Annotated in this window: 1 pseudogene; it reads left to right on the plus strand. The window is 54.7% G+C overall.

The features are described from left to right. A pseudogene (locus tag ACP45E_RS17455) lies at window positions 1-225 on the plus strand (hypothetical protein); the annotation flags it as partial.

Consider the following 225-nt stretch of genomic DNA (forward strand, 5'->3'; position numbering starts at 1 on the left):
GAAGTGACGGAAGGTTGGGACAAAACCGACCCGAATGACCCAGTGCAAGGGGGCGCTAACGACACCGACGGTGATGGCATTAAAGATGGCCTGGAAGAAATAGAGGGCTGGGACAAAAACGATGCCAACAATCCCGTGCAAGATGGCAACCAAGACAGCGATGGCGATGGCCTTAAAAATGGCCTGGAAGAGGTAGAGGGCTGGGACGACAACGACGCCAACAAC

The sequence above is a fragment of the Vibrio genomosp. F10 str. 9ZD137 genome, assembly GCF_049974785.1.
GTDB lineage: Bacteria > Pseudomonadota > Gammaproteobacteria > Enterobacterales > Vibrionaceae > Vibrio.